This is a genomic window from Morganella sp. B601 (genome assembly GCF_051172335.1).
Taxonomy (GTDB): domain Bacteria; phylum Pseudomonadota; class Gammaproteobacteria; order Enterobacterales; family Enterobacteriaceae; genus Morganella; species Morganella morganii.
Window position 1 is genome coordinate 127,705 of sequence record NZ_JBPIZE010000004.1, and the last position, 17,596, is coordinate 145,300.

Sequence of the window (17,596 nt, forward strand, 5' to 3'; positions counted from 1 at the left end):
TGTGTGAGGCTAAGATTGAAGGTATTATGCTGTGATCTGGCGCACAAATATCTTAACGGTTTCAGTTGAAATCAGTGATACTGAAACCTTCCCCTTTCTTCATCGTTTTATCCAGAACAATTTCATTCGAGATGATTTCATTTCGAATAGTTTCACAAGTGATAGTTAAGGCCGAAATCAAGAATGAAAAAAAGAACAATCTATCTGATCCTGCTGATGCTGGTCTTAATTGCGATGGCCGCACTTTTTCGTGCCCACAACCAGTATCTTTTATTACAGGGTGAAGTCGATGCACCGGAGGTAATTGTCTCCTCGAAAGCCAAAGGACGTGTTGTTGAGCGTCTGATTGAGCGCGGTGACGACGTTAAACAGGGACAGGCGCTGATTCGCCTGACCAGCCCGGAGCTGGAAGCACAGGTCGCCTCGCTGGTGGCTGCCCGCGATCAGGCTCAGGCGCAGTTAACCGAGTCCCTGAACGGCACGCGTGAAGAGAGCGTGCGTAACTATGCTGCACAGCTGGCGAAGTCTCAGGCTGAGCTGGCGAATGCACAGCGTGATTTTCAGCGCATGAGCAGCATGGCCGGAAAAGGTTATGTGTCAAAAACCGAGCTTGATCAGTCCCGCCGTGCCCGTGATGTGGCGCAGCAGGGCGTACTGGCTGCCAGAGCACAGCTCGACCAGGCGAAAAACGGCGACCGCACCGAGCAGCGTCAGCGTTACGAAGCAGCACTGCGCCAGGCAGAACAGAAACTGGCGGAATTAAAAGTCCAGCAGGATGAACTGACGGTTACCGCGCCGGTGACCGGGGAGATCGGGCCGGTTCCGGCTGAAATCGGGGAACTGTTTAATGCAGGCAGCCCGCTGGTGACGATTATCCGCCTGCCGGAAGCGTATTTTGTCTATAACCTGCGTGAGGATATTCTCGCGGATGTGAAAAAAGGCGATAAAATCACGCTGACGGTACCGGCACTGAAAAATCAGGAAATAGAGGCAGAAGTCCGCTATATCGCCCCGATGGGCGATTACGCCACCAAACGCGCCACCCGCGCCACCGGGGATTTTGACCTGAAAACCTTTGAGGTGCGTCTCTATCCGGCACAACCTGTGGACGGGTTAAGACCCGGCATGAGTGCACTGTGGCGCCGGGATAAGTAAGGTGTCACGATGAGAATACCGGTTATCTGGTACAGCTTTCGCCACGCCTTCACACAGGAAACCCGGATGGCCATCCGCAGCCCGGTGTTCCACTGGCTGAGCTGGTTATTTCCGCTGATCTTATTCACACTGATCAGCGCGAACTTTTCAGAGGGAACACTGCTGAATCTGCCGGTCTCTGCGGTGGATTATGACCACAGCCCGCTGTCACGGACGCTGGTGCGCAATCTGAATGCCGCTTCACACGCCAGTATCACGCCGCGGGATGATCCTTCGGCAGCACTGGAGCGGATGGGCAGTGCGGAAGATTACGCGATCCTGATGATCCCGAAACGTTTTGAAAGTGATGTACTGGCCGGAAAGCAGCCTACAGTCCGGATGTATTACAACGGGTTATTTTATGCCTCCGGCAGCTATGCGATTCAGGATTTCAGCGGGCTGATAGCGGAACTGAATGCACAGTACCGCACTGTCCTCGCATCAGAAACGGGCAAAACGCTGCCGAAACTGGCACAGGTCACTATGTCATACGACAGCCTGTTTAACGCCAGCGGCAGTTATATTTATTATCAGCAGTTTGCCGCCACCATCCATATGCTCCAGTTATTTGTTGTCACGCTGACTATTTACAGTATGTCGCGCGGTACCATGCTGCTGACGCTTAAACCGCTGTTCAGTGGTGTGCTGGGGAAACTGGCACCGTATACCCTGTTTTTTACCGCTCTGCTGATGGTGGAACTGGCTGCTCTGGTGACGTTTTCCGGCGCCAAAGTGGCGGGTAACCCGCTGTATATGCTGTTTATCGGCTTCTTTTATGTGATGGCGGCACAGAGTATCGGCCTGCTGCTCTACACCTTCACCAGCAATGCGCTGATGGCTTACAGTATGATTGGTATGCTGGTCAGTATCGCCATGGCGTTTTCCGGCATGGCGGTGCCGGAGCTGTCTATGATCCTGCCGGCCAGGATTATCTCTAACCTTGAGCCGCTGACTCACGCACTCAATGCGATGTTTGATATCTTCCTGCGCGAAGTGTCGCTGCTGCATATTCTGTATGTCTGTGCATTATTGCTGATTTATCCGGTAGCCAATGCCTTTTTTGTCCGTAACCGGTTACCGAAACGGCTGGCATTGCAGGGAGGTGCGGTATGAAACTCTATTTTCAGACGTTCCTGAAAGTCCTGCTGGGAATGCTGGCAAAACCGATGTGGATGCTGCTGGTGGTTTCATTGTGTGTGATGAGCCTGGTGTATGTCCGGCCGGTCTTGTGGGATCTGCCTGTCGCCGTGATTGACCAGGATCACTCCGCAGCCAGCCGCTCACTGATCCGGCAGCTGGATGCAACCGCCAAAGTGGAGCTGCACGGTTATGACAACCTGGAGACGGCACGGCGCGATATGATTATGCGCGAGTTATTCGCCATCATTATTATTCCGACTGATTTTGAGCGAAATATTCTCCGGGGTAAAAATATCACTGTCCCGGTATTCGGGGATGCGACGAACCGCCTCGCCAGCGGGCAGATCCAGCAGGAGCTGAGCAAGGCATATCAGGAATTGCTGGGGGGATATAACACCCGTATTCTGCAGGATGCAGGCTATACACCGGAACAGGCGTCACTGATTATTTCACCGATACAGTCAGAAACGGTGGCTATGTATAACCCGGGTGTCAGCTTTGCGGCGATTGTGTTCCCCGGTCTGCTGGTCATGTTATTACAGCACTCCCTGCTGATAGCCTGTGTCCGTGTCAGTATCGCGGTGCGCAGTACGCCGAAAGGTAAACCGCCGCTGGCGGTGTATCTGGGGGCACTGAGTGCGCTGCTGCCTATCTGGCTGTTTCTCTCGACGGTCTTCTTTGCCCTGTGGCCGTGGGTGCTGGGATACCGCCAGGAAGCGCCGATGTATGAACTATGGCTGCTGACATTCCCGTTCCTGCTGGGAGTACTGGGACTGGGCAAACTGGTTACTGAATGTCTGCGCAGTGTGGAGATGATTTACCTGACACTGGCCTTTGTCACCACACCGGTCTTTTATATGTCAGGCACCATCTGGCCGTTACAGGCTATGCCGGACTGGGTGCGGTTTATTGCTTCCGCACTGCCGTCCACCTGGGCGACCAAAGCGATTGCAGGTATCAACCAGATGGATTTACCGTTCAGCAGCGTGCAGAACGATATTATTATGATGCTGGTGCTCGGGATTATTTATACGCTTCTCGGGGTATTTATCGGTATGTTGCGTGACGGGGAATTACGGCGTATTACGCATTCCCTGCGACGGTTATTCCGGCGGAAAAACAGAGCCCGTTAAATAAAGGAAATCCCGTTCTCACGGTTTTTGTGGGAAAAGAGGATCAAGGTACGCAACGTGAGGCATAACGCCGGTAAAAACGGGCGCGCTAATATCGCGCCCGTTCTGTTTTGTTACTCAATACCCGCGATCAGGGATATTTCCATACAGGCGCCGAACGGCAGTTGTGCCACAGTGAGTGCATTGCGGCTGTGATAGCCTTTCTCACCGAAAACATCATGAAAAACCTGTGAACAGGCATTCGCCACCACATGGGGATCGGTAAAATCCTGTGTACCGTTAATCATACAGTTCAGGTTGATGATCTTTTTAATCTTATTCAGGTCACCAACGGCGCCCTGCAGTGTCCCGAGCAGGTTAACAGCCAGCTGACGGGCAATTTTCTCACCCTGCTCAATGGTCAGATCCGCCCCGAACTTACCGGTGTCTAACTGTTCCCCGGTTTTGGATAAATGGCCGGAGAGGGTAATGGTGTTATCAAAAATCACGTACGGCTGAAATTTTGCATCCGGTACAACGACCGGCGGCAGTTCAATATTCAGTGCTTTTAAACGGGCATAAACATCAGTCATGGTTATTTCCTTCCGTTATTCCACCAGTTCCAGGCCCGCCACTTTACGCCAGTAGCCGTTGCAGTTTTGTGCCTGTGCCAGATCGAGCGGCTGTGCGCCGGTTTCATTCTGACGGAAATGGTCAATGACCGCCAGATCGTCCGGTGTATCCGGGGAGATCCGCACGATATCCACCAGTCCATGCATGGAACGCAGATCATTGCCGAGGTTATAGCAGTAACCGCTCTGGGTCTGGATCCCGTTAAGGACAAAGACCTGCTGATTTTCCTGCGAGAGGACTTTGCGCCCCTGCGGATAGTTGATGCAGCAGGTTTCGCAGTCATCTTTGGCGCGGTTTTCCGAACGGGCAGTGAAGCAGCGGGCGGAATAGGCCAGCGGCAGATGGCCGTAACTCATCACTTCCACTTCAAATTTGTCGCGGATCCCCAGCTTTTCACATTGCTTCAGCAGGTTCACCAGCCAGTCACGGGACAGCTCCACCGGCATGCACCAGCGTGTCATCCCCTGTTTTTGCAGAATTTTCAGCGCCGGGGCGTTATAACAGTTCAGGCCGTGTCCGGCGACAAACGGCAGCCCGCGCTCGTGCAGCATATTAATCACACCGAAATCATGGGCTTCGATCATAAATTCGCCGTTATCCACCAGTTTGGCGATCTCTTTCAGCTCGGACGGGGCCTGTAACAGTGCCAGCGTGGAGATAACCACCTGCTTGCCGCTTCCGGCAACTGTTTTAGCGAGATTTATCCAGTCATCCGGTTTCATTTCCCGGCGCTTGCTGCACACGGTTTCGCCGAGATAAATAATATCCGCACTGCTTTGCATTGCCTGCTGATAAAACTGTTCCAGTGTTGCTTTCGGCCAGTAATAGAGGACTGAACCTAATGAAAATTGCATCGTTTTTCTCTCCGTTACTGCCATTTGCGGTGATAGGCACCGAGTGTGGTCTGGCGTCCTTCTGACATGCCGCCGAGGGTCTGCATCCACGCGGCATCCGGCGTATAGTTGTCCGGATCGGCTTTGCAGCGGTCAATCGCCTGACGCCATACTTTCGCCACATCAGTCACATAGGCCGGGCTGCGCTGGCGGCCTTCAATTTTCACTGAGGCGATATTCGCCGCCATCAGTTCCGGCAGCAATTCCAGGGTGTTGAGGCTGGTCGGCTCTTCCAGGGCATGGTAAGGCTTGCTGTCCACGCAGTAACGGCCTTTGCAGAGTGTCGGGTAACCGGCGTTCTCATCCGCGCCGTAGCGGTCAATCAGCACATCATTCAGGCGTGATTCCAGCCCCTGCGGGGTCTCCTGCCAGCGGACAAACCGTGCCGGAGAGCAGGCACCGACGGTATTCGGGGATTCCCCGGTCAGGTAGGAGGAGAGGTAGCAGCGGCCTTCCGCCATAATGCACAGGCTGCCGAAAGCAAAGACTTCCAGCGGCACCGGGCTGGTGCGTGCCAGCTGTTTTACCTGATGGATAGAGAGCACACGCGGCAGCACAATACGGTGCACATCAAAGTTGCGCTGATAGAAACGGATAGCTTCGGTATTGGTAGCGGATGCCTGTACAGAGACATGACGCTCAATGTGCGGATAACGCTCCGCAGCATATTCCAGCATGGCGATATCCGCGAGGATCAGGGCGTCCGCCCCCAGTTGGGCGGCCATATCCACCGCCCGCTGCCAGCGGCTGAAACCGTCCGGATGGGCAAAAGTGTTAATCGCGATATGCAGGTGACGCCGGTGGCTGTGAACATAATCCACCGCCTCGGCGAGTTTCTTTTCAGTAAAATTCAGACCGGCGAAGTGACGGGCATTAGTATCATCTTTCAGGCCGATATAAACCGCATCTGCGCCATTATCAATGGCGGCTTTCAGTGCGGGTAAATTACCGGCAGGACACAATAGTTCCATGGTGAGACTCTCAGACTGAATAATAAAAATGATCGGAAATTGTAAATGGCAGGCTAAAAAAGGTATTGACCTGAGGCAGGTTAGTGAACATTTACCGCAAAAAATCACCCGGTTTGCGGATATAAAAGCGGGATGTTCTCTGCGGCAGGAAGAAAATCGGGTATATAATAGAAACAATGACACGAAAAATTGACCGGAATCCTGAGTTATTTCTGCAGATTCTGGCACAATGGCGCAGTAATTCAGATTAAGGAGTCAGTACGGTGTTTGCCAAAATTCGTTCCTCGCTCGTACACAACGGGCCGGCGTTATTGCGGTTCCCGCTGAAATTAACGCCGTTTACCCTGCAAAAACAGGTTCTTCAGCAGGTTCTGGCGCGTCAGTTTGAAGAGGCGCTGACAGAAGGCGATCTCGATTTTCTGGAAAATAAATGGCTGAAGGTGGAAGTCCGTGACCTGGCGCTTCACTGGTATATCAGTAACCGTGACGGCCGTCTGGTGGTCAGTGCGGATGAACAGGAGGATGTCAGCTTCAGCGGTAATGCTAATGATCTGGTGCTGATCGCGGCCCGCAAAGAGGACCCGGATACCCTGTTCTTCCAGCGCCGTCTGCGTATTGAAGGGGATACCGAGCTGGGTCTGTATGTCAAAAACCTGATGGACTCGATTGACCTCGACGGTATGCCGCCGCTGCTGCGCAGCGCATTAATGCAGCTGGCTGAGTTTATTCAGGCCGGGCTGGCGGAAGACGGGGATAAATCGCAGGCAGTGGTGACCTCATGCTGATCCGCACAGAAATTCCGGTTGATGCTGCCGGTATCGATGCACTGCTGCGCAGCGCATTCGGGCGTGACAACGAAGCCGATCTTCTGCATGCACTGCGGGAAGACGGTCTGCTGACCCTGGGTGTGGTTGCCACTGATGATGAAGGTCAGGTGGTCGGTTACGCCGGTTTCACGCCCGTGGATGTGGAAGGCGAGGATTGTCAGTGGGTCGGACTGGCACCGCTTGCGGTGGCAGAGGCTTACCGGGGTCAGGGCATTGCGAAGCAGATGGTTTATGAGGGGCTGGACAGCCTCAATGAGTTCGGTTACGGCGCGGTTGTGGTGCTGGGCGATCCTGAGATCTACGGTAAGTGGGGTTTTAAACCGGCAGCAGAGTTTGATCTGCACTGCAAATGGCCGGATACCGCACCGTATTTCCTGATCTATCCGCTGGAAAATGATGCCGCAGACCGTTATCACGGGCTGGTTAATTTCTCACATCATTTTGACAGCTGTGAATAACCATTACCGTTAAGGTATGTCGTCAAATCGGAGGGCTGGTCACTGACCAGCCTTTCTTTTTTTTGTTTTGTCAGTTGCTTGACCCGGTATTCTTCTTTTGATGCGATTGAGCGATCCGCCAGAGCGGCCTGATATACCACATGCAGCCCTGTTTTCCCCCGCAGATATTTCGCACCTTTTCCGGACTGATGTGTCGCAACGCGCTGTGCGACATCACGGGTGATTCCTGTGTAAAGATATCCGGATTCTGTCCTGATTATGTAAAGAAACCACGTGTTTTTGTCTGATGATATCGTCATTTTTGTTTAATCGTGCCTTTTTATGTTTGTATGAAAGGCGAATATTTTGTTGATTTTAATCGGGTAATAGTCACGCAAGTAACTAATTAATCAGTAGTATTTCACATGATAGTTCTTCCCGGTGATTAATTAAAATTTTTATTATCAAAATAATTGAATAAGTATGGCAAAAATAGCTAATTTTCTTTCCGCCGGAAAGCGCATAGTATGACTCACATCACAAAGAGAGACAAAAACGTCTCATGATACTAACGATATTCTGAGGAATAAAATTATGAAAATTTCTGCAATCATCCCTGCTGTTTTAGCGTTAAGTGCTGTTTCATTTGGTTCTTTTGCTGCAACTGAAGTTCAGCATAGCACACAGGCACCTGTCGGTGTTGTTTCTGTCAGTGACGTTGATACCCTGGCTGACGTGACTGCTGCTTTATCCAAAAAAGCTGATGAAGCTGGTGCAACTTCTTTCCGTATCACCTCTGCCGGTGGTGAAAACCTGATGGGCGGTACAGCAGAACTCTATAAATAATCCCTGAGATTTGCCATACAATACAGCCCGTATGACGGGACTGTCTGAACCAGCACCGGATGATATACTCTATCAGCCGGTGTGGTTTTATTGGGGGTACTGTATGGAATTACCGCACGATTCAATCCTGTCTTATCTGAAGAAAAATCATGTCGTTACGCTGTGTACCACTGCTGGTGATGACCTGTGGTGCGCTTCCTGCTTTTATGTCGCGGACACCGGCGCAATGATGCTTTATTTCCTCACTGAACCTCATACCCGGCACGGCACCCTGATGCAGCAGAACCCGCTGGTGGCGGGAACCATTTCCGCACAGACGGTTACCGTGGCAAAAATCCGCGGGATCCAGTTCAGAGGTGAGGTGACAGCGTTGTCAGCGGAAGAGGAAAAACAGGCGAGAGCCGTTTACTGCCGCCACTTTCCGGTGGCTGTCGCCGCCAAAACCCCGTTGTGGGGGTTGCGGCTGGATGAGATAAAGATGGTGAATAATACGCTGGGGTTCGGAAAGAAACTGCACTGGTCGCGGTTCAGCGCAGATAGTGAATAACCTGATTTGCACTGCCGCGCCAGATCAGCATCGGGTCATGCAGATCCTGCACAAATTTCCCGTCGACTAACACATTGATATACTCAGTGACTTCCCGCTGGGCATCATTCAGTTCATCCAGTTTATAACCTGTCCACATCCAGATATCTTTTTCCGGCGGGCACTCGCGGCGGATGCGCTGCACCAGTGCCAGAATCTCCGGCACATTGTGCGGATGCAGCGGATCACCGCCGGACAGTGTGATCCCCTGACGTTTTACGCGGGTATCACAGAGGTCGGCGATAATCGTATCTTCCAGTTCCCGGGTGTACGGCACACCGGAATCAGTGCGCCAGGTGCTCTGGTTATAGCAGCCGCGGCACTGATGAACACAGCCGGAAACAAACAGGGTGCAGCGTGTACCCGGCCCGTTGACCACGTCAACGGGGTAATACTGATGATAATTCACAACTCAGCCTAATTGTCCGTTATTCAGGTGCTTAACACGGCGTTTCACTTCTTCCTGCTTCCCGGCATTAAACGGACGGGCATCCGGGCTGCCGAGGTAACCGCACACACGGCGGATGACAGAGACGCGGGAAGCATCGTGGTTGCCGCATTTCGGGCAGACAAAGCCTTTGCTGGTACAGTTAAATTCACCGGCAAACCCGCATTCATAACACTCATCAATCGGTGTGTTGGTTCCGTAGTACGGAACGCGGTCGTAGCTGTAATCCCAGACATCTTCCAGTGCTTTCAGGTTGTGCTGGAGGTTCGGGTATTCGCCGTAGCAGATGAAACCGCCGTTCGCCAGCGGCGGATACGGTGCTTCGAAATCCAGTTTATCGTACGGATTGACCTTCTTCTCCACATCCAGGTGGAAGCTGTTGGTGTAGTAGCCTTTGTCAGTCACACCCGGGATAATGCCGAACTCGGCGGTATCCAGGCGGCAGAAACGGTCACACAGGTTTTCACTCGGGGTGCTGTAGAGGCTGAAACCGTAGCCGGTTTCGGTTTTCCATTCGTCGGTTGCACGACGCAGACGTTCCACGATGGCGACACCGAGGGCGCGGCGCTGTTCGTCGTCATACATGTGCGTTTCAGTGCCGGTCAGGGCATTGATAGTTTCATGGATGCCGATGTAACCCAGTGAAATCGAGGCGCGGCCGTTTTTAAAGATTTCGGTGACGGAGTCATCCGCTTTCAGACGCACGCCGCAGGCACCTTCCATATACAGGATCGGCGCGACACGGGCTTTGACATTTTCCAGCCGTGCGATACGGGTCATCAGGGCTTTTTTGGCAAGCACCAGACGCTCATCCAGCAGTGACCAGAAATCCGCTTCACTGCCCTGTGATTCAATGGCAATGCGTGGCAGGTTCAGACTGATAACCCCGAGGTTGTTACGCCCGTCGTGGATCATTTCACCGTTCTCTTCATAGACACCGAGGAAGCTGCGGCAGCCCATCGGGGTTTTAAAGGAGCCGGTCACTTTCACTACCTGGTCGTAGTTCAGGATATCCGGATACATCCGCTTGCTGGCGCACTCTAATGCGAGCTGTTTGATGTCATAGTTCGGATCGCCGTACTGGTGGTTCAGACCTTTTTTAATGGCGAAAACCAGTTTCGGGAATACCGCTGTTTTGTGATTTTTACCCAGACCGGCAATGCGGTTACGTAAAATTGCCTGCTGGATCATGCGGGATTCTTTTGAGGTGCCCAGCCCGAAGCCGAAGGTGACAAACGGTGTCTGCCCGTTGGCGGTGTGCAGTGTGTTGACTTCATATTCCAGTGACTGGAAGGCGTCGTAACACTCTTTTTCTGTACGGGCATTGGCGTAGCCTTCCGCATCCGGAATCTGCCATTCTTTTGCAGTTTTCAGATGTTTGTTATAGCTGGCCGTGACAAACGGGGCGAGGATTTCGTCGATACGGTTAATGGTGGTACCGCCGTAAATATGGCTGGCCACCTGGGCAATAATCTGTGCTGTTACCGCCGTTGCGGTGGAGATGGACTTAGGCTGTTCTATCTCGGCATTACCCATTTTAAAGCCATGAGTCAGCATGCCTTTTAAATCGATCAGCATACAGTTAAACATCGGGAAGAACGGCGCGTAGTCCAGATCGTGATAGTGAATTTCGCCGCGTTCGTGCGAAATTACAACATCACGCGGTAAAATGTGCTGTTTTGCGTAGTGCTTAGCAACGATACCCGCCAGCAGGTCACGCTGTGTCGGGATCACCTTGCTGTCTTTATTGGCATTCTCGTTGAGAATGGACATATCACTCTGTTCAACCAGCCCGCGGATCTCGTTATTCAGGCGGCCGCGCAGTTCACGCGCCACGTCACGGTCATGACGGTATTCGATGTAGGTTCTGGCTAACTCTTTGTAATCACCGGACATTAACTGGTTTTCGACAGCGTCCTGGATCTCACCGATATCGACCTTTTTCCGGTCACCCAGCAAAGAGGCTACTCGGGAGGCAACCTGAGAGCAGTAGTCATCATCATTAACACGTGCGGCTTTGGCGGCTCTTTTAATGGCATCCCGGATGCGTGATTCATCAAAATTTACCTGACATCCATCACGCTTAATCACGATAGTGTGCACTTTGCTTCTCTCCGGCAGTTTGGTTATCCACAGGGCAAAACCTGTCATAATGCGGCTTCATGGCGTTGTGGATAACACTGTGAATAAATACTATATCTAGTGTGCTTTGTATTATATAGCACTAGATATAGATTTCCTCCGGAATAAGGCGATTGAAATTGATTTAAGTCAAAGAATTCTGGCGACATCAGGCAAACCGCACACTCCGGTTAAGTGTAAAAATGTGCGGTTTGATTGCTGAAAATTATATTAAAAGTTATTTCTGTCACTTATCAGCGCTGTTTTTATCGTCTTTGAAGACGAAAACATAACCGATGCAGGCGGTGAGCAGTACGCAGATCCCCGCAGCGATAGCCAGCAGGAACCCGGCATCAATGCCGTAAGTATCAATGATCATACCGACTCCGGCAGAGCCGAGTGCCACACCGACCGCCAGCCCGGTGATGAGCCAGGTAAAGCCTTCTGTCAGCATATTAGGTGGTGCTTCACGCTCGACAAAGCCGATAGCGAGGATCATGGTCGGTGAGAAGAAGAAACCGGCGACAAACATGGTCAGCCCCAGCCCGGTCAGGTTGGTGACCAGCAGCAGCGGCAGGGTGGTCAGCAGTGTGGCGGCGGCGGTAAAGACGAACTGTTTTGTGTAGCTGAACGGCAGCCGGATAGCACCGAAGATAAACCCGGCGATACAGGAACCGGCAGCATAGACAGACAGAACGTAGCTGGCACCCTCCGGATACCCCTGTGCATTGGCGAAAGCGACAGCCAGTACATCCACCGTCCCGACAATCACCCCGAGCGCAAGCAGAACCACCATCAGCAGCTGAATCGCAGGCAGACGCAGCACGGTGCCTTTTGCCAGCCCGTCGCGTTTGTGCACCGGTGGTTCAGTTCGTTTCTGGCAGACCACCAGCGCGGTACCGATTACCAGAAAAATAATTGCCGCCAGCGGACCTGCCTGCGGGAACAGCGCGATACAGAGCGTGACTGACAGCGGCGGCCCGATAATAAAGCTGATTTCATCCAGCACCGACTCAAAGGAGTAGGCGGTCTGTAAACGCGGGTCACCTTTGTAGATATGTGTCCAGCGGGAGCGGATCATGGCAGGCATGCTCGGGATCGCCCCGACAAAAACAGCAGACAGCCAGATTGCCCAGTCAGGAGCATCATAAACCGTACATAACAGCAGGGCGGCAGTCGCAGGAACACTGATCACCAGCGTTTTCGGCAGGATCCGGCTCTGTCCGTAGCGATCCACCAGCCGGGCGATCAGCGGGGCGCAGAATGCCGCCGAAAAGGTATAAACAGCCGCAGTCACCCCGGCCATAAAGAAAGAATCACGCAATTGGGCAATCATAGTAATGATCCCAATCCCCATCATGGAGACGGTCATCCGCGCGATAAATCCCGCCCCTGAAAAGGCTTTGGTGCCGGGATGCTGAAAGATGACGCGATAAGAGCTGAACATAACAACCTCACAGATATCCGTTATATTACAGACGGATATAATTTTTAACTGCCGGAGATAGCCGGCTGTAATGCAATTAACATACATTGCGTATGTGAATCTATTGACATACGCAATGTATGTCAATAAAAAAGTGCTATAATCCCCGGCTGAAAGAGCTGACCGCAGGAGTAATGAAATGAGCCACAAGCCACGTGCAGAGATGATAGAAGAAACGCGGACCAAGCTTATCCGTGCTGCACGCCAGCAGTTTGGTAAGGCCGGGTACGCCGCGACTGTGATGGATGATCTGACGGCTCAGGCGGGTCTCACCCGGGGGGCGCTGTATCATCACTTTGGTGATAAAAAAGGGCTGTTTCTGGCGGTGCTGCAGGATCTGGATCGTGAACTCGATGTGCGCCTGGATACCGCAGAAAAAGATGAAGCTGATGAGTGGTCCGCTTTTAAATTCCGCTGTCAGGGCTATCTGGCAATGAGTCTGGAGCCGGAAGTTCAGCGGATTATGTTCCGTGATGCGGCCTCGGTACTGGATTTTTCCATTCTCAAATCCCACGAACTGGCCTGTGTGCAGGGGATCACCCGGCGTCTGACACACCTGATGGAAACCGGATGGATAAAACAGGTGGCACCGGATGTGCTGGCACTGTTTATTAATGGCGGGCTGTATGAATGTGCGATGTGGATTGTGCACAGTGATGATCCGCAGGCCACTTATGAAAAGGTCAGAGTCTCTTTTGATCAGCTTCTGGAAAATTTACGGGTATAAAAAAACCCCGCACCTGGCAGGGTTTTCATTATCGTTCTCAGAAAGCGCAGTGATTATTTACGGACTGCGATTGCTTCGATTTCTAATTTAACGTCTTTTGGCAGACGCGCAACTTCAACGCAAGAACGTGCAGGGTATACTGCTTTGTGCTCATCAAAGAAAGCAGCGTATTCTGCGTTCACAGTAGCAAAGTCGTTCAGATCTTTAACGAAAACAGTTGTTTTCACGATATCCGTAACTTTCAGACCAGCCTGTTCGATGATAGCTTTGATGTTGTTCAGTGACTGGCGTGCCTGAGCTTTAACATCGTCAGCAACTGCACCTGTTTTCGGATCAACAGGGATCTGACCTGAAGTCATTACCATGTTACCCAGGTCTACTGCCTGTACATACGGGCCGATTGCTGCTGGTGCGTTTTCTGTTGCGATTACTTTAGTCATTACGGACTCCTGTAGGATGATTATTGCTGTTAAGCTTTTAAAAACGCCATCATTATAATCGTCTGATTTTCCCGGACAACTGACCTGGATCTATCTTATTGGTTATTAATGATTGCGTGGTGATCAAATTCTTTCTCACAGTACTTACAGATTAACACAATTTCCTGTGCAATGGACTTAACAGTAAAGCTGCTTTCCACCGGCTCATTGTGACTGATGCAGTTGCCGTTCGGGCAGACAATCACCCCTTCAATGCGTTCCGGCAGGTTAATCGGCAGTTTTTTAACCACCTGATAATCTTCGATAATATTAATTGTGGCTTTAGGAGCATAAAAACCGAGCTGGTTGGCCTGCTCCGGTGTCAGGAAGGTATCTTCCAGTTTAATCAAATCTTTACGGCCCATATTGTTGGAAGGCAGGTTCAGCCCGATAGTAATACGGCTGTCCGTCTCAGTCAGGCGGAAAAAGGAGAGCAGTTTAAATCCCACATTTGCCGGGATATGGTCGATAACGGTGCCGCATTTGATGGCTTCAACCAGTAATTTATGATCCTGAGTCATGATGTGCTCCTTAAGCCGGGAAAGTTTCGTTTAACACCAGAGATAACAGTGCCTGACGGGCAAAGATCCCGTTACCGGCCTGCTGGAAGTAGTACGCGTAAGGCGTTTTATCCACATCCGGGGTTATCTCATCGATGCGCGGCAGCGGGTGCAGCACTTTCAGGTTCGTCTTCACATTGGCCAGATCAGCCGCACGCAGCACAAACTGAGCTTTGACATTGGCGTATTCCGACGGGTCGAGGCGCTCTTTCTGCACGCGGGTCATATACAGCACATCCAGCTGCGGAAGTACCTCATCAATAGAATGATGTTCGCTGTACGCCACGCCGTTTTCATCCAGCATATGCAGAATGTGATTCGGCATTGCCAGTGCCTGCGGGGCAATAAAATGCAGGTGGTTGCCGCTGAATTTTGACAGTGCCTGTGACAGTGAATGTACAGTGCGGCCGTATTTCAGGTCACCGACCATGGCGATATGCAGGTTTTCCAGGCGGCCCTGGGTTTCCTGAATGGTAAACAGGTCGAGCAGGGTTTGTGTCGGATGCTGGTTCGCACCGTCACCGGCGTTGATCACCGGCACCTTACCGGAAAACTCAGACACCAGTCGCGCTGCCCCTTCCTGCGGGTGGCGCATCACGATGGCATCCGCGTACTGACTGATCACGCTCATGGTGTCCGCCAGGGTTTCGCCTTTTTTGCCCAGCGAGGTGTTGCTGCTGTCTGAAAAACCGACAACAGACGCGCCCAGGCGCTGAATGGCGGTTTCAAAAGAGAGCCGCGTGCGGGTTGAGGCCTCGAAGAAGCAGCTGGCGATCACCTTTTGCTTCAGTAATTCAGGCTGAGGGCGTTGTTTCAGCGCCGCGGCAGTGTTTAATACCAGTTCCAGCTCATCACGACTGAGATCGTTAATCGAGATGATATCGCGCAGGTATAACGGATTTGCCATTGGGGTCTCCTCATGTTTCGGCCAGGCAAAAAAAAACCCCTCAAATGAGGGGTTCTGAAATAAATACGGGGGAATGGCAGACATTGCCGCGCTGCGGCTGTCCGTGATATGTCACATTGTCCGGCACCGGTTTTACGGTGCTGATAATCACAATGACCATTGTTTCCTCCCGACAAAATTGCGGGGCATTATACGTAACCTGCAAGCGGACGCAAGCGTTTGGTATCACTTTTTTGCGTGAAATTTATGCAACGCTGCCGGTGAATCTAAAATTGTATGTTTTTTGAAAGAGATGCAACCATCACTGCTTTGATGGAGTGCAGCCGGTTTTCTGCCTGGTCAAATACCACACTGTGTTTTGATTCAAACACATCGTTGGTGACCTCAATACCACTGGTAAAACCATACTCTTCCGCGAGGGATTGCCCCATGGTGGTTTCCGTATCGTGAAACGCCGGCAGGCAGTGCATAAAGATAACATCCGGATTGCCCGTTTTATCCACCACATCCTGATTCACCTGATACGGCGTCAGCAGTTTAATCCGCTCTGCCCAGACTTCTTTCGCTTCGCCCATGGAGACCCACACATCGGTGTACAGCACATCCGCATCTTTCACGCCCTCTGCCACATCGGCGGTCAGGGTGATTTTACCGCCGGTAAGTTCAGCGGCTTTGCGGCACTGCGCGATAAGGGCTTCTGATGGCTGACACCCGGCCGGCGCGACCAGGCGGACATCCATCCCGGTTACGGCAGCCATTTCAGCGATGGTATTGCCCATGTTATTACGGGCATCGCCTAAATATGCAAATTTCACTTCGGACAGCGGTTTTTTCACATGTTCCTGAATGGTCAGTAAATCCGCAATCAGCTGTGTCGGATGAAACTCATCAGTCAGCCCGTTCCAGACCGGAACACCGGAATATTGCGCCAGCGCTTCGGCGGATTTCTGGGAATAGCCGCGAAACTGTATGCCGTCATACATCCGGCCCAGTACTCTGGCGGTATCCTTGATCGACTCTTTATGGCCTATCTGGCTGCCGGATGAGCCCAGGTATGTCACCTGTGCGCCCTGATCGTAAGCACCCACTTCAAAGGCACAGCGGGTCCGGGTGGAGTCTTTTTCAAAAATCAGCGCAATATTTTTGCCTTTCATCAGCGGCTGTTCCGAGCCGGTTTTTTTGGCATGTTTCAGATAAGCAGAAAGATTGAGCAGTTCTTCGATGTCGGCAGGTTTATAGTCAAGCAACCGCAAAAATGACTGTTGATAAAATGGGTTCATATCCGTATCTCCGATGAATTTATATTCAACATAAATCAATAAAAATTCAATTGCAACACCGGCGGGAAATTCTTTTTTATTATGGGTGGCTCAATTGGCGCGGCTGTGGGAGAATGCGCGGGTATCACTTATCAGAGGACATGGCCATGTCAGAATTAGATGCGTTTTTAGAAGAACAGCGCGAAGAAACCCGTGCGATTATTGCAGAACTGCTGGAAGACGGCAGCGATCCTGATGCGCAATACACCATTGAACACCATTTTTCGAGTGAGAATTACGATAAGCTGGAAAAAGCGGCAGTTGAAGCTTTCAAACTGGGTTATGAAGTGACAGATGCCGAGGAGCTGGAAGTGGAAGGCGGCCAGGTGGTGTTATGTTGCGATATCATCAGTGAATGCGGGCTGACGGCGGAACATATCGATGCTCAGGTAGAGCAGCTGGCGCGTCTGGCAGAAAAAATGGATGTGGATTACGACGGCTGGGGCACCTATTTCGAAGACCCGGATGCCGAAGATGAAGATGATGACGACGATGCTGATGAGGCGCCGTTACACTAATCATCTGCCATGACTGAAAAACCTGCCGCGGCAGGTTTTTTTGTGTCTGTATATCAGGCGGTGACGGAAAAGCGGGGCTTCAGCGGGGCAGCGCGTTCACGCCGCAGGTCGCTCTGACTGTCGCGTATCACCGGACGCAGCGGTGCACAGCCCAAAAATTCAATATCCTGAATATTGATATCATCTTCCGCCTCTTTCATCGCCTCAATGGTCTGATAAAGTACCGGGCCTTGCTGTGTTCTGAGTTGCGGGCTGCGACTCTCTCCCTGCCGGCCCTGCTGCTGTATTTCGGTCTGCTCATCGCGGCAGATCGGCTCTCTGGCCGGTGTCTGCCGTGGTGCAGCGGTATACAGCAGGTCATGCATTCCCTGAATAATAGTGATCATCCTGAT

General features: G+C 51.8%; 21 protein-coding genes. 9 read left to right on the forward strand and 12 right to left on the reverse strand.

The features are described 5' to 3' along the window. Positions 1-183 precede the first annotated feature (183 nt). The 3 genes from ACSBQN_RS12180 to ACSBQN_RS12190 are packed head-to-tail and all read left to right on the forward strand — an operon-like array spanning position 184 to position 3,467. Positions 184-1,155, forward strand: coding sequence for an HlyD family secretion protein (locus ACSBQN_RS12180; RefSeq protein ID WP_024474271.1), 972 nt, complete (start codon positions 184-186; stop codon positions 1,153-1,155). Positions 1,156-1,164: 9 nt separating this feature from the next. Then, on the forward strand, positions 1,165-2,307 hold the full coding sequence (locus ACSBQN_RS12185; protein WP_004234577.1) for an ABC transporter permease: 1,143 nt from the start codon (positions 1,165-1,167) through the stop codon (positions 2,305-2,307). Then, positions 2,304-3,467 carry an ABC transporter permease gene (locus tag ACSBQN_RS12190; protein ID WP_024474272.1) on the forward strand — a complete coding sequence of 388 codons (1,164 nt, stop codon included), beginning with the start codon at positions 2,304-2,306 and terminating at the stop codon, positions 3,465-3,467. Before ACSBQN_RS12185 ends, ACSBQN_RS12190 begins: the two co-directional genes overlap by 4 nt. Positions 3,468-3,580: 113 nt before the next feature. Here ACSBQN_RS12190 and ACSBQN_RS12195 read toward each other — a convergent pair whose 3' ends face one another. From ACSBQN_RS12195 to ubiU, 3 genes are read right to left on the reverse strand one after another with little or no spacing between them, the layout of a single operon-like run. Further along, positions 3,581-4,039 (reverse strand): RidA family protein, encoded by a 459-nt coding sequence (locus ACSBQN_RS12195; protein WP_024474273.1) that lies wholly within the window; start codon positions 4,037-4,039, stop codon positions 3,581-3,583. Positions 4,040-4,054: 15 nt separating this feature from the next. Continuing rightward, a complete protein-coding gene (locus ACSBQN_RS12200) occupies positions 4,055-4,933 on the reverse strand; it encodes a U32 family peptidase (protein ID WP_354633099.1) in 879 nt (292 codons plus the stop codon). Positions 4,934-4,947: 14 nt separating this feature from the next. Continuing rightward, a complete protein-coding gene (gene ubiU, locus ACSBQN_RS12205; RefSeq protein ID WP_152696577.1) occupies positions 4,948-5,943 on the reverse strand; it encodes a ubiquinone anaerobic biosynthesis protein UbiU in 996 nt (331 codons plus the stop codon). Between the two features lie 263 nt (positions 5,944-6,206). Here ubiU and ubiT point away from each other — a divergent pair, with 263 nt between their 5' ends. Beyond that, positions 6,207-6,728 (forward strand): ubiquinone anaerobic biosynthesis accessory factor UbiT, encoded by a 522-nt coding sequence (ubiT, locus tag ACSBQN_RS12210; RefSeq protein WP_004241402.1) that lies wholly within the window; start codon positions 6,207-6,209, stop codon positions 6,726-6,728. Beyond that, on the forward strand, positions 6,722-7,228 hold the full coding sequence (locus ACSBQN_RS12215; protein WP_004241403.1) for a GNAT family N-acetyltransferase: 507 nt from the start codon (positions 6,722-6,724) through the stop codon (positions 7,226-7,228). The genes ubiT and ACSBQN_RS12215 overlap by 7 nt, the downstream gene beginning before the upstream one ends. Here the strand turns inward: ACSBQN_RS12215 and ACSBQN_RS12220 are convergent. After that, positions 7,207-7,527 (reverse strand): GIY-YIG nuclease family protein, encoded by a 321-nt coding sequence (locus ACSBQN_RS12220; protein ID WP_036409511.1) that lies wholly within the window; start codon positions 7,525-7,527, stop codon positions 7,207-7,209. The genes ACSBQN_RS12215 and ACSBQN_RS12220 overlap by 22 nt on opposite strands. Positions 7,528-7,801: 274 nt before the next feature. Here ACSBQN_RS12220 and ACSBQN_RS12225 point away from each other — a divergent pair, with 274 nt between their 5' ends. Both ACSBQN_RS12225 and ACSBQN_RS12230 read left to right on the forward strand, forming a co-directional pair. Continuing rightward, positions 7,802-8,053 carry a YdgH/BhsA/McbA-like domain containing protein gene (locus ACSBQN_RS12225; protein WP_004241405.1) on the forward strand — a complete coding sequence of 84 codons (252 nt, stop codon included), beginning with the start codon at positions 7,802-7,804 and terminating at the stop codon, positions 8,051-8,053. Positions 8,054-8,156: 103 nt separating this feature from the next. After that, positions 8,157-8,600 (forward strand): YhbP family protein, encoded by a 444-nt coding sequence (locus ACSBQN_RS12230; protein WP_024474276.1) that lies wholly within the window; start codon positions 8,157-8,159, stop codon positions 8,598-8,600. Here the strand turns inward: ACSBQN_RS12230 and nrdG are convergent. The 3 genes from nrdG to ACSBQN_RS12245 all read right to left on the reverse strand — a co-directional run bounded on the left by nrdG (position 8,581) and on the right by ACSBQN_RS12245 (position 12,655). Then, positions 8,581-9,048, reverse strand: a complete 468-nt coding sequence (nrdG, locus tag ACSBQN_RS12235) for an anaerobic ribonucleoside-triphosphate reductase-activating protein (protein WP_024474277.1) — start codon at positions 9,046-9,048, stop codon at positions 8,581-8,583. The genes ACSBQN_RS12230 and nrdG overlap by 20 nt on opposite strands. A 3-nt stretch (positions 9,049-9,051) precedes the next feature. Continuing rightward, complete coding sequence (nrdD, locus tag ACSBQN_RS12240) at positions 9,052-11,238, reverse strand: anaerobic ribonucleoside-triphosphate reductase (RefSeq protein ID WP_004234594.1); 2,187 nt, start codon at positions 11,236-11,238, stop codon at positions 9,052-9,054. Positions 11,239-11,455: 217 nt separating this feature from the next. Beyond that, the gene (locus ACSBQN_RS12245; RefSeq protein ID WP_024474279.1) at positions 11,456-12,655 is read right to left on the reverse strand and encodes an MFS transporter; all 1,200 of its coding nucleotides are present in this window, start codon (positions 12,653-12,655) and stop codon (positions 11,456-11,458) included. A 178-nt stretch (positions 12,656-12,833) separates the two neighbouring features. Here ACSBQN_RS12245 and ACSBQN_RS12250 point away from each other — a divergent pair, with 178 nt between their 5' ends. Then, a complete protein-coding gene (locus ACSBQN_RS12250; RefSeq protein WP_004241409.1) occupies positions 12,834-13,421 on the forward strand; it encodes a TetR/AcrR family transcriptional regulator in 588 nt (195 codons plus the stop codon). Positions 13,422-13,474: 53 nt separating this feature from the next. On the opposite strand, the gene ridA is transcribed toward ACSBQN_RS12250, so the two are convergent. The 4 genes from ridA to argF all read right to left on the reverse strand — a co-directional run bounded on the left by ridA (position 13,475) and on the right by argF (position 16,647). Then, the gene (gene ridA / locus ACSBQN_RS12255) at positions 13,475-13,861 is read right to left on the reverse strand and encodes a 2-iminobutanoate/2-iminopropanoate deaminase (protein WP_004234600.1); all 387 of its coding nucleotides are present in this window, start codon (positions 13,859-13,861) and stop codon (positions 13,475-13,477) included. Positions 13,862-13,956: 95 nt separating this feature from the next. Further along, the gene (gene pyrI / locus ACSBQN_RS12260) at positions 13,957-14,421 is read right to left on the reverse strand and encodes an aspartate carbamoyltransferase regulatory subunit (RefSeq protein ID WP_004234606.1); all 465 of its coding nucleotides are present in this window, start codon (positions 14,419-14,421) and stop codon (positions 13,957-13,959) included. A gap of 10 nt (positions 14,422-14,431) precedes the next feature. After that, entirely contained in the window at positions 14,432-15,367 is a 936-nt protein-coding gene (pyrB, locus tag ACSBQN_RS12265) for an aspartate carbamoyltransferase (protein WP_004234607.1), read from the reverse strand. Between the two features lie 266 nt (positions 15,368-15,633). Then, positions 15,634-16,647, reverse strand: a complete 1,014-nt coding sequence (argF, locus tag ACSBQN_RS12270; protein ID WP_024474280.1) for an ornithine carbamoyltransferase — start codon at positions 16,645-16,647, stop codon at positions 15,634-15,636. Positions 16,648-16,787: 140 nt separating this feature from the next. Between argF and rraB the strand changes: the two genes are divergently transcribed. Continuing rightward, a complete protein-coding gene (gene rraB / locus ACSBQN_RS12275; protein WP_024474281.1) occupies positions 16,788-17,204 on the forward strand; it encodes a ribonuclease E inhibitor RraB in 417 nt (138 codons plus the stop codon). A 53-nt stretch (positions 17,205-17,257) separates the two neighbouring features. Here the strand turns inward: rraB and ACSBQN_RS12280 are convergent, their stop codons facing one another. Then, on the reverse strand, positions 17,258-17,590 hold the full coding sequence (locus tag ACSBQN_RS12280; RefSeq protein ID WP_024474282.1) for a hypothetical protein: 333 nt from the start codon (positions 17,588-17,590) through the stop codon (positions 17,258-17,260). Between the last annotated feature and the right edge of the window lie 6 nt (positions 17,591-17,596).